9 protein-coding genes and 1 rRNA gene are annotated in these 11,719 nt (G+C 62.7%); 7 read left to right on the top strand and 3 right to left on the bottom strand.

Translation table 11 applies throughout. From position 1 onward, the window contains the following. Window positions 1–22 precede the first annotated feature (22 nt). Both rrf and Q1V43_RS05250 read left to right on the top strand, forming a co-directional pair. A 5S ribosomal RNA gene (rrf, locus tag Q1V43_RS05245) occupies window positions 23–137 on the top strand. A gap of 150 nt (window positions 138–287) precedes the next feature. Next, window positions 288–1,742 (top strand): PLP-dependent aminotransferase family protein, encoded by a 1,455-nt coding sequence (locus Q1V43_RS05250; protein WP_300514838.1) that lies wholly within the window; start codon window positions 288–290, stop codon window positions 1,740–1,742. Here Q1V43_RS05250 and Q1V43_RS05255 read toward each other — a convergent pair whose 3' ends face one another. From Q1V43_RS05255 to Q1V43_RS05265, 3 genes are all read right to left on the bottom strand, one after another. After that, window positions 1,743–2,840 (bottom strand): CaiB/BaiF CoA-transferase family protein, encoded by a 1,098-nt coding sequence (locus tag Q1V43_RS05255; RefSeq protein ID WP_300514840.1) that lies wholly within the window; start codon window positions 2,838–2,840, stop codon window positions 1,743–1,745. It lies immediately after the preceding gene. A 31-nt stretch (window positions 2,841–2,871) separates the two neighbouring features. Then, window positions 2,872–4,029 carry an acyl-CoA dehydrogenase family protein gene (locus tag Q1V43_RS05260; RefSeq protein ID WP_300514843.1) on the bottom strand — a complete coding sequence of 386 codons (1,158 nt, stop codon included), beginning with the start codon at window positions 4,027–4,029 and terminating at the stop codon, window positions 2,872–2,874. A gap of 298 nt (window positions 4,030–4,327) precedes the next feature. Then, window positions 4,328–4,945, bottom strand: a complete 618-nt coding sequence (locus Q1V43_RS05265; protein ID WP_300514846.1) for a CAP domain-containing protein — start codon at window positions 4,943–4,945, stop codon at window positions 4,328–4,330. Between the two features lie 177 nt (window positions 4,946–5,122). Here Q1V43_RS05265 and Q1V43_RS05270 point away from each other — a divergent pair, with 177 nt between their 5' ends. From Q1V43_RS05270 to Q1V43_RS05290, 5 genes are all read left to right on the top strand, one after another. After that, window positions 5,123–6,460 (top strand): UDP-glucose/GDP-mannose dehydrogenase family protein, encoded by a 1,338-nt coding sequence (locus Q1V43_RS05270; protein WP_300514849.1) that lies wholly within the window; start codon window positions 5,123–5,125, stop codon window positions 6,458–6,460. Between the two features lie 111 nt (window positions 6,461–6,571). Continuing rightward, window positions 6,572–9,055 carry a glycosyltransferase gene (locus Q1V43_RS05275; RefSeq protein ID WP_300514852.1) on the top strand — a complete coding sequence of 828 codons (2,484 nt, stop codon included), beginning with the start codon at window positions 6,572–6,574 and terminating at the stop codon, window positions 9,053–9,055. Window positions 9,056–9,184: 129 nt separating this feature from the next. Beyond that, window positions 9,185–9,961 (top strand): class I SAM-dependent methyltransferase, encoded by a 777-nt coding sequence (locus Q1V43_RS05280; protein ID WP_300514856.1) that lies wholly within the window; start codon window positions 9,185–9,187, stop codon window positions 9,959–9,961. 2 nt (window positions 9,962–9,963) lie between these two features. Beyond that, on the top strand, window positions 9,964–10,719 hold the full coding sequence (locus Q1V43_RS05285) for a sulfotransferase (RefSeq protein WP_300514859.1): 756 nt from the start codon (window positions 9,964–9,966) through the stop codon (window positions 10,717–10,719). Window positions 10,720–10,834: 115 nt separating this feature from the next. Beyond that, window positions 10,835–11,719, top strand: coding sequence for a hypothetical protein (locus Q1V43_RS05290; RefSeq protein ID WP_300514862.1), 885 nt, complete (start codon window positions 10,835–10,837; stop codon window positions 11,717–11,719).

Consider the following 11,719-nt stretch of genomic DNA (forward strand, 5'->3'; position numbering starts at 1 on the left):
TGGATACTGGTTTTTTCCTCGGTTTGGTGGTCACAGCACCAGTGAAACACCCGATCCCATCCCGAACTCGGCCGTTAAGCACGGTTGCGCCAATGGTACTGCGTCTCAAGACGTGGGAGAGTAGGTCACCGCCAAACCTAGCAAAAAACCAAAATCTCTCAAACGATGACACGATACAAAACGCCCTGACCTTCTGGTCAGGGCGTTTTTGTTTTGTGACTTTGCCTGACTTGCCTCTGATCGGTGGGACATTTATCGTCACCGGCGGGTGAAACGGGCAGACCAATATGGATATTCTCGCGGGACTTGGGTTCGAAATCGACCGGGATCAGCCGATGCCGGTTTTTGAGCAGATTTGCTCCGGCATTCGCGAGCGGATCGTTTCGGGGCGGTTGGGTGCCGGGACGCGCCTGCCCCCGACACGCGGCCTGGCAACCGAGGTCGGGGTGTCGCGATCGACCATCGTGACCGCTTATGAACAGCTTGTGGCCGAAGGGTATCTGACCAGCCGGCAGGGCTCGGGATATACGGTTTGCGATCTGGGCGGCGTGGAACTCCCTGGCACCCTGTCGATACCGGCAAAAAGCCCGGGGCGCCCGCCCAGGGCCTTGCCCGTTCGCGCCTTTCAGGCCGGTCGGCCCGATATGCGGCTGTTTCCGCATCGACAATGGGCCAAGACCGTTGCCCGCATTTGCCGAACGGCCCCGGAACGCATGCTGACCGGCGCGACCGTGGCAGGCAACCCGGATCTGTGTCGCGCCATTGCGGCCCATGTCGCGGAGTGGCGCGGGATCGAGGCCGAGGCGGCACAGGTCCTGATCACGGCAGGGGCGGGCGACGGGTTGGAGCTCTGCCTGCGGACCCTCACCCGGCCGGGCGACAGTGTCGGCCTGGAAAGCCCCGGTTATCCTCCGCTGGAACACCTGTTGCAGGTCCACGGGGCCCGCATGACCGAAATGCCGGTGGATGAGGAGGGCGCCCGCGTTCCCGGTCCGGACAAGGACTGCCGCCTTGCCATCCTGACGCCATCGCACCAGTTCCCCCTGGGCGGCGCCATGTCCGCCAACCGCCGCATGGAGTTCATTCGTTGGGCCCAGGCCCAGGACGGTTGGATCATCGAAGACGACTATGACAGCGAATTCCGCTATGCCGGTCGCCCGATTCCGGCGATGGCGGGGGTGGATCGCCTGGATCGCACGATCTATGTCGGCAGTTTCTCCAAGATCTTCTCGAATGCGCTGCGCCTGGGCTATCTCATCGTCCCTCGCCCCCTTGTGGAGCCGTTCCGCGAGGCCATGGAACTGAGTGGCATCAAGGCAAGCCTGATGCCGCAGCAAGCCTTGGCGGAATTCATGCAGGGTGGGGACTTCTTTCGCCATCTGCGCCGGGTGCGCAGGATTTATTCCGACCGACGGCGATTCCTTTTGGCTCAACTGAGCACCCGGTTCGCCCTCTATGGCCATTTCGAAGATCACCACGCCGGGATGCAGGTCGTGTTTCATCTGACCTGCGGCTTGACGGATCGTGATGTCGAGGCAGGCTGCGCCGCGTGTGGCGTCGCGGTGCAACCACTTTCGACCTATGCGCGCGGCCAGGGCCGAAGTGATCTGAACGGGCTGGTCCTGGGCTTCTGCGCCCATGACGAGGAAGAGATGACCCCCGCATTGGACGTCCTGGCCGAAGTTCTGGCGTCCGACCCCGACGCCAATCAGGGGGCAAGGGAGACGCGAACGGCCAGGTAATCAGGCGGGTTTCGACCAGCGGTCCAGAAGCGCGTCGTAACTGGCGGGCTCCCGTTCCACGCCGGTGCGGGCCATGCCCGGAGTTCTGCTCAACACCGGCGCGGGGCGGGGCTGGGCCACCTCTGCCAGATCGACGAACGCGCCGCGGGCAGCATTGTGCGGGTGAGCCGGGGCCTCGGCCAGTGTCAGGACCGGCACGGTGCAGGCATCGGTGCCTTCGAAGATCTCTGCCCAGTCATCGCGGCTCCGTTCCAGGAAACGCGAGGCAAAGACATCGCGTAGCCGAGGCCAGCCCGAGACATCCATCTGCGCCGGGAGTTGCGTTCTTTCCAACGCCAGCAAGCGCAAAAGTTCGGCGTAGAATTTCGCCTCCAGCGCGCCCACGGCCATATGCCCCCCGCAGGCGCATTCATAACAGCGGTAGAAAGGTGCGCCGCCGTCCAGCAGGTTTGCCTCGCGCCGGTCCGCCCAGAGGCCGGAGCCATTCATGGAATACACCATCGCCATCAGATGCGCGGCCCCGTCGGTGATGGCGCAATCTACCACCTGACCCTTGCCCGTGCGCCCGGTTTCATGCAGCGCAGCCAGCAGGCCCGCGACCAGATACATCGCCCCGCCGCCGAAATCGCCAACCAGGTTCAGGGGCGGTACGGGGGCGTCTCCGCCGATCGCGTGCAAGGCACCGGATAGCGCGATGTAATTGATATCGTGCCCGGCGGAATGGGCCAGAGGCCCCGTTTGCCCCCAGCCGGTCATGCGGCCATAGACCAGTTTCGGGTTTGATGCCTCGAACACCTCGGGCCCAAGCCCCAGCCGCTCCATCACGCCGGGACGCATGCCCTCGATCAGCAGGTCGGCCCGTTCGATCAGGGCGCGTGCCCTGGCCTGATCCTTGGTAGATTTCAGGTCCAGCGCGACAAAGCCACGCCCCCTGTTCAGCACGTCAACCTTCTGCGGGATCAGCGGTTTCAACCCGGGCCGCTCTATGCGCACCACCTCGGCGCCCATGTCCGCAAGCCACATGGCGGCAAAGGGCGTGGGGCCAAGACCGGCGATCTCGACCACGCGCAGATCGGTAAGGGGGCCTTGTCGTGTCATGCTGTTCTCCGGCTGTTTGCGGGGCAGTGCATCACAGGTCGATAGAACGCGCAATCAGCTCCTTCATGATCTCGTTCGTGCCGCCATAGATCATCTGCACCCGCGCATCCGCATAGAGCCGCGCGATCGGGTATTCCATCATGTAGCCATAGCCGCCAAACAGCTGCAGGCATTCGTGCATGATCTCGTTCTGGATCTCGGTGCCATAGTATTTCGCCATCGAGGCGGTAGGCGCATCCAGCGTGCCGTCGATCAGCCGGGCGATACAGTCATTGACGAAGCTGCGCAGCACCTCGGCCTTGGTCTTGCATTCGGCCAGCTTGAAGCGCGTGTTCTGGAAATCCATCACCCGCTGTCCGAATGCCTTGCGCTCCTGCGTATAGGCCACGGTCTGTTCCAGTGCGAAATCAATGGCGCCCAGGGCCTGAATCGCGATCAGCAACCGCTCCCACGGCAGCTGGTTCATAAGTTGGTAGAAGCCCTGACCTTCTTCATCGCCCAGAAGGTTGGTCAGCGGCACCTTTACGTCTTCATAGAAGAGCTCGGACGTGTCATTGGCTTTCATGCCCAGCTTCTTCAGGTTCTTGCCGCGCGAGAATCCCTCGCATTTGTCGGGCTCCACCACGATCAGCGAAATGCCCTTGGACCCGCCCGCGTCCCCGGTCTTGGCCACCGTGATGACCAAGTCCGCCGCCTGACCGTTGGTGATGAAGATCTTCGACCCGTTGATCCTATATTGATTGCCATCCTTTTCGGCCCGGGTGCGTACCGCCTGAAGGTCGCTGCCGGTGGAGGGTTCGGTCATGGCAATCGCCCCGACGATCTCGCCGGATGCCAGCCCGGGCAGCCAGCGGGCTTTCTGTTCCTCGGTGCCATAGGCGGTGATGTAGTGGGTCACGATCGACTGGATACCGTAGCCCCAGCCGCAATCGCCGGTACGCGTCTGCTGGTAGATGGTGATCGCCTCGAACCCCATGTCGCCACCCGCGCCGCAGAATTCCTCGGGCGTGGCGCCGCCCATGATCCCGGCCTGCCCGGCGGTGTGCCAGAACGACCGGTCGACAATCCCCTGTTCGACCCAGCGTTCGATGTTGGGCACCAGTTCATCGGCATAGAATCGGTTGGCCATGTCGGCGAACATGCGGTGCTCGTCGCTGACCCAGGCGGCGGATTGGGTGAAAAGAGACATCTTGTCCTCCAGGCAGAACTTTTCCCGACTATAGGACGGCGTCAGCCTCTTGGCGGCGTAACGTGACGTTACGCGTGTTGCGCGCGACGCGAGGTCATCTGTGACCTTTATCCGGGTGTTGCGCGATCTTTCGGAGAAATCGGGTGCTCCGGCGATATGACCGCGACGACGAAGAGGGGTCGCATAGTGCTAAGGGCGACCGTTCACGCGCGGCAGAAACCCTTGTCCTGATGGATCACGGGCCAATCATGCACGAGCAGTCAACTTGGACCAGTCAGACGGGGCTGCTCAACAGCGCTCAGCCGATGAAGTTCTGAGTCAGGTAGACGGTGCCGCAATACTGGGCGCGTCCGTCAAAGCCCGCGCCGGATCCCATGAATTTCGCCCGGCGATTGAGGATATTGTCGCGGTGCTTGCTGGAGTTCATCCAGTAGCCGACTGCGGCGCGGGCCAGCGAAGCATAGCTGTGCGGCGGCAATGCTCGTCCGGCCTGGTTGGTGAACTGGCAGGTCCCCTTGGTCAGAAACACCACGCGGTCTATCTGGTAATAATGCATCATGGCGATATTTTCGGCGCCCGTGCGAAACTTCACGCCCGAGCGTTTCAATCGTTGGCTGAGCGTGTTCGATCCCCTGTGCGACAGCTTGGCGGCGCGCGCCATCCATTTGCTGTGCCCGGCGGCCGTCTTGGTCAGGCGCGGTTCCGGCTTCAGCGCGCTCAATCCCTTGCGGCAGCGTTCGTAGTTCACTTCGGACAGGATCGCTGCGTCCAGCAGGCTCTGGTTGATCCGGCCCGCAGGCAACCGGGCCTCGGCTCCGGATACGGCGGTGCGGCTGCAGCCTGCCTCGGCGGTGGCTGGGCTCAGCATAAGTGCGCCGATCAGGAGCGCGGCCAGTCTGGTCAAATGGCGTTTCATGGCAGTGTGTCCCGTTTGTCTGCTTGATTGCCTGTGTCCCATGCAAATTGGGCATGGTTTTGGCAGATTGTTCGGTATTCGGAAACGGTGCGTTGACAGGATCGGCGGGATACCGCATGCCAAGGACAACCGGGCCGCGAAACAAGCGGCCGACAGACCAGACGCGAGGGCAGCATCATGAAAATAGCGATGATCGGAACCGGATATGTCGGCCTTGTTTCCGGCGTTTGTTTTTCGGATTTCGGGCATGAGGTTGTCTGTGTCGACAAGGATCCCGAGAAGGTCGCGATGCTGGAGCGGGGGGAGGTTCCGATCTATGAGCCGGGCCTTGACGAGCTGATGGCCAAGAACGTGACCGCCGGGAGGCTGAGCTTCACCGGGGATCTGGAGGCTGCGGTGAAGGATGCGGAGGCGGTGTTCATCGCCGTGGGCACCCCGACCCGGCGCGGGGACGGGCATGCGGACCTGACCTATGTCTATGCCGCTGCCGAGGAAATCGCCGAGGCGATCACCGACTACACCGTCGTCGTGACCAAATCGACCGTGCCCGTGGGCACCAACCGGCGCGTGAAGCAGATTATTCACAAAGCCCGGCCGGAGCTTGATTTCGACGTTGCCTCGAACCCGGAATTTCTGCGCGAAGGCGCTGCGATCGACGATTTCATGCGGCCCGACCGTGTCGTCGTCGGTGTGCAGACTGCGCGCGCGGGTGCGGTGATGGACGAGATCTACCGCCCGCTCTTCCTGCGCGAGTTTCCCGTTGTGACCACCGATCTGGAATCGGCCGAGATGATCAAATACGCCGCCAATGCCTTCCTTGCGACCAAGATCACCTTCATCAACGAAATCGCCGCCCTGTGCGAGCGCGCGGGTGCGGACGTGAAACAGGTCTCGAAGGGGATCGGGCTGGACGGGCGGATCGGCAACAAGTTCCTGCACGCGGGCCCCGGCTATGGCGGCAGCTGTTTTCCCAAGGACACCCGGGCCCTGGCGCGGATCGGCCAGGAGCTGGGCTTGCCGATGCAGATCACCGAGACGGTGATCAAGGTCAATGACGAGATGAAGCGGCGCATGGTCGACAAGGTCCTGGACCTGTGTGACGGCTCGGTGAACGGCAAGGTGATCGCGGTGTTGGGCGCGACTTTCAAGCCCAACACGGATGACATGCGTGACGCACCGAGCCTCACGATCATCCCGGCGCTGGTGGGCGGCGGGGCCAAGGTGCGCGTGGTCGATCCGCAGGGGCTGACCGAAGGCGAGGCGCTGCTGCCCGGCGTTCACTGGATCGACGACGCCTACAAGGCGGTGCAGAATGCGGATGCGGTGGTTCTTCTGACCGAATGGAACGAATTCCGCGCGCTGGACCTGAAACGCCTCGCCAAACGCATGAGCACTCCGCGCATGGCCGACCTCAGAAACATCTACAGCCCGAAGGACGCCAAACGCGCGGGCTTCGACGCCTATGTCGCGGTCGGACGCGAGGGATTCGATTGGAGCGGCGACCAGGGCGGTTGACAGGCCACAGCCGAGCAATCCCCTCGCGGTAGAAATACTGGTTTCAAAATTCCCGTAGTCATTTTCTTAACCACGGGCTGCTAGGGCTGGATTATCCTGTCCGAGGCCGCCGTGTTCAATCGTATTGCCAACATCCTATCCCGGTTTACCGACCTGCACTATCGCCTGCAGGGCGTTGGGTTCGACCTGGTGACACCGGGCGGCCAACACCTGGGACGGGTCGAGAACCTGCGCTGGGCGCGGGGTGGCCTGTGGCTGGATGGCTGGACCAGGGCCGAGCGGATCACGGTGCGCTGCCGCGACGCCTTCTCTTCGACGCGCCCGGACAGGGCGCGCCCCGATGTTGCTGCCATCTTCGGAGAGGATCTGGACGACACGCGCCCCACCGGGTTTGCCCTGCGTCACTCCGGGCGCGGACAGGGACCGGCGCTGATGCTGGATCTGAAGGGCGGTGAAACCATCAGACTTGGGATCCCCTGCCCGGCTCTGTGGCGGCGTGGCCTTGCGCGTGCCGCCCTGCTGAGGAAGATGGCGACTGTTGCGGTGACTGCCTTGCCCCTTGCGCTGCGCTATGCGGTCAGGCGCGATGATCGCCTTCGGGTCGAGCTGAAACGCGCCTTGCGCCTGGACGGGTTGAACGCGGCGCATTTGCTGGATCCCGACCTGTTTGGCCCGGCCCCGCCCGGCCCGCAGGCTCCCGAGCCGATCACCATCCTCCTGCCGGTCTACAATGCCTTCGACCTGCTCCCCGAGGTGCTGGAGCGGGTGCAGACCCATACCGACCTGCCATTTCATCTGGTGATCATCGAGGATGCGAGCCCCGACGAACGGGTGCGCCCTTTTCTGCGGGCGGCTGCCCTGCGGGATGCGCGGATCGAGCTGCTCGAGAATGACCGGAACCTTGGCTTCATCGGTGCCGTGAACCGGGGCTTGGCCGGTGCGGTCGAAAGGGGCGGGCATGTGGTGCTGCTGAACTCGGACGCCATGGTGCCGCCGGGCTGGGCCAGCCGCCTGCTGGCGCCGATTCATGCGGACGCGGGCGTGGCCAGCGTGACGCCCATGTCCAATGATGCTGAAATCTTTACCACCCCCGTGGTCTGCACGCGCCATGACCTTGCTCCCGGCGTTGCCGATGCCATCGACGAGGCGGCCCGCAGCCTGGGCGGTGCCGTGCAGGCCACGGCGCCGACCGGCGTGGGCTTCTGCATGGCGATAAACGAGGTGTTCCTGTCCAAACTTCCTGAACTCGACACCGCTTTTGGCCGGGGCTACGGCGAAGAGGTCGACTGGTGCCAGAAGGCCCGCGCCCTGGGTGGGCGGCACGTGGCGCAACCGCGCCTGTTCGTCGAACACCGGGGCGGGGTCAGTTTCGGCAGTACCGAAAAGCTGCAGCTGGTACGTGAAAACAACGCCATCATAACCCGTCGCTACCCGGGATATGACCGCGAGGTTCAGGGCTTTATCCAGGACGATCCGCTGATCTCGAACCGTATGGCTCTGGGCCTGGCCTGGCTGGGAGCCACCGCCGGGGACAGGGCGGTCCCGATCTATCTGGCGCATTCGCTGGGTGGGGGCGCTGATCATTGGCTGGAGCGTCAACTGCGCCGGGATCTGGCCGAAGGGCCTGGTGTGGTGATCCTGCGGGTAGGGGGCGCGCTGCGTTGGCGGTTGGAACTGGTCACTGACGCAGGACGAACCGAGGCGTTCTGTGCGGATCCGAAACTGGTGGGTCGCCTGTTGCAGCCATTGCGCCGCCGCCGGGTGATCTATTCCTGCGGGGTTGGGGATCCGGACCCCGTGTCCCTGCCGGATATCCTGCTGGACCTGGCTGGAGCAGGGGATCGGGTCGAGCTGCTTTTGCATGACTATTATCCGATCAGCCCGTCCTACACGCTTTTGGATCATGATGACGTCTTCCGTGGCCCGGTCACTGCATCGCGTGATGATCTGGCGCACCGGACCCAGCGGCTGGATGGCACCCCCGTTCCGCTGGCCGACTGGCAGAGCAGCTGGGGGCGTCTGGTGGAACGGGCCGATGAGGTCCGGGTGTTCAGCCAGGCGGCTGCTGACCTCATGCGCGCCGCCTATCCGAATTGCACGCCGGTGTTGCGGCCGCATCAGCTGCCGAGGGGCTTCGACCCCGTCGACCTACCACGGAATGGGCCAGTGACCATTGCCACGTTGGGCAACCTGAACATTCACAAGGGTGCGGGCGTTGTGGCCGGACTGCACAGGCTGGCCAGGCGCCGGGACGTGCATGTGGTGGTGCTGGGCCGGATTGACCCGTCTCTGCCCATGCCGGGCGGGTTGACCGTGCACGGCGCCTATGATCCCGCGCAGCTTCCACACCTTGCCCGGCGCTACGGTATTACCCATTGGCTGATCCCATCGATTTGGCCCGAGACTTTTTCCTTTACCACGCATGAGGCCCTGGCGACCGGCTTGCCGGTGCTTGGCTTCGACCTGGGCGGGCAGGGCGAGGCATTGCGTCTGGCAGAAAATGGCCACCCGATCCCGCTTGATCCCTCCCGTGACGCGGCCCGGTCGGTGCTGGACATGCTGGACGCGCTTGCTCCCCCAATGCGTGTTAATTAGACATCAATACAACCAATACGACTTTCGATGGAGGCCACCTTGCCCGATACCCCGCTACGCTCCGGTTTCGTCAACCAAATCGAAGGGATGCATAAGAGGACGCAATCTCAACAGGACAGGTTGAAAGCGGTGACAGACGCCTGCTTTTCCCTGACCGAATCCGAGCTGCCCCCAATCGAATTCATCAACATGATCGGTTCGGATACGCAGGTCCATTTCAAGGCGGCAATGACCAGTTTCTTTCACGAGTTCGCGGTACGGTTCAATCTTACTCCCAGTTCGCGTGTGCTGGATATCGGCTCTGGATGCGGGCGCGTGGGTCTGCCGTTCTCGATCTTCCTGAAGGATGGCAAGTACTACGGCGTGGATGTTTGGAAGGATGGTGTGGACTGGTGCAACACGCATATCGCGCCCAGCAATCCGAATGTTGAATTCCATCACATGCAAGCGGCCAACAATTATTACGCGGATGACTACAATCCGTCGGTCGAAAATGAGTACACGCTGGGTTTCATCCCCAAGAAAGGGTTGGACTTCGCCTTTGCGATCTCGGTCTTTACCCATCTGACGCCGAAGGACAGCCAGGATTACCTGAACGAGCTCGGGCGCACATTGGATGACGAAGGCGCGGCATTCCTGACGTGCTTCATCATTGATGATTTCTTCTTCCGGCATGTTGAACGCACCGGCATGCACAGGGCGGTGAAACAGCAGGGCGACAGTGGATTCTACCAAGGCTATGCGGGACAGGATTTCTTTGGGGGCTACACCCGGAAACTGTGGGAAGAGATGTTGACCAAAGCGGGTCTGCGCACGATCGGCCATGAACTGGGATCCTGGGCCTCGAAACCCGGCGCGCGGGTCTACCAGGACACTTTCGTCGTGATGCGGGCCAAGGGGAGATAAGCGTGGCACACGCCTATCCCGACTTCCTGATCGTCGGCATGATGAAGGCCGGCACCACATCGCTCCACCACCATCTGGCGGACCACCGGGGTGTGGTCGAGCCGCTTGAAAAGGAGCTGCATCATTTCACCAGCGATTTCGGGCCGCGGGTGCCGCAGGCGGCCTGGGGTCTGGAATATGGTGAAAAACTGGGCTTGGAAGGCTGTCAGCCGCGGGCGGGGATGCTGACCGGCGAGGCATCGCCCAGCTATATCGCCGTGCCCGAGCGCATTCATGCCTTCAACCCGAACTGCAAGATCATCATCGCCCTGCGCGATCCGGTCTCACGCGCGGTGTCACAGTTGCGCCAGTATCACTCGCATGATTTCAAGACCGTCAAAGGAGGATTTGCCCGCCAGTTTGCTGAGGCCGAGGATATCTCCGGGCTCAATGCGGTGGTCGACAGCACCTACCTCCCGCGCCTCAAGCGGTGGTTTGCCATTTTCCCCCACGATCAGATCGCGCTGGTCAGCTTCGAGGCATTTACCCGCGAACCGCAGCTGGTGATGAACCGCCTGTTCCGCTGGCTCGGGTTGGACGTGAAACCGATCCGTGAGGAGTTTCGTGGTGCCAAGACCGACGTTCACTACGATGAAAGCGTGATCCGCAGCCGGTTGGAACAGCATTTCGCCCCGCTGCGTGGGCTGCTTGCCGCCGAGATGGCCGAAAAAAACCTGTTCCTCGTCCCCAATGATTTGTCGGAGTTCAACAATTATTAGCAAAGTTGAGACAGATTGGGCGAAACCACCCAACCCCGGGGCAAAGCTGCCGGGGCGCAGGTAACGGTCAACCAGCCCGGCCAGAATGGCGGGTTCGAAAGAGGACAGCGAAGGCATGACTGCGCCCGTCACCACGCTCCACCGTTTCGATGCGCTGGAGGACCGCCTGACCGGAGCCCCCAACCGCTTGGCTCTCTATGCTGATGCCGGGTTTGCCGCGAAATTGACCGACCGGCTGGACCGGCTGCTGAATCGTCCCGATATGGTCCTGTCGCTCGACGTGTTTGACACGCTGCTTTTGCGCGACAATAGCGCCGAGGTCAGCCGCTTTGTCGAATTCGGCGCTGCGATGGCCGGAATTGCCCGGACCGCCGGATTCGATGTGGACCCCGATACTGCCTTCCTCGCGCGACATCGCGGGACTCGGGCCAGCTACCGCACCACCCTCCGGGTCAAAGGGTGCCGCGAAGGGTCGTTGCACGAAATCCACCGGGTGGCGTCCCGCCTGTTGGTGGGTGACGACAGCCAGGCCGCCGCATTCATCACCGCCGAACTGGCCGCGGAACAGCGCCGCCTTACCCTGAACCCCGCATTGGCCAGCTATGTAGCCGAGTTCAAATCGCGCGGCGGGCGCGTGGCGCTGGTCTCTGACATGTACATGCATCGCGACCAAATTCTGAGCCTGCTGACCGGCGCCGGTGTCGAAATGGATCAGGTGGACCTGCTGATCTCCTCGGCGGATACGAAAGTCAGCAAGGGGTCGGGCGGGATCTTTCCGTTGGTCGAAGAGGCGCTGGGCGCCGTGCCTGAACAGTTCGTGCACCTGGGCGACAGTTTCCGCGGTGATGTGCGTCAGCCGCGCCTGCGGGGATGGGCCGCGCAGTTTTTGCCGCTGTCGCGTGCGGATGTAGAGGCGCGGCAGGCTGACCACAAGAAAACGATGGCGGAACTGAGTAGCCGCTTGGGATTCACTCCTGAAATCGCCATGCCAAAAGGGTAA

This window comes from Aliiroseovarius sp., from assembly GCF_030148435.1.
Lineage (GTDB): Bacteria > Pseudomonadota > Alphaproteobacteria > Rhodobacterales > Rhodobacteraceae > JASBTN01.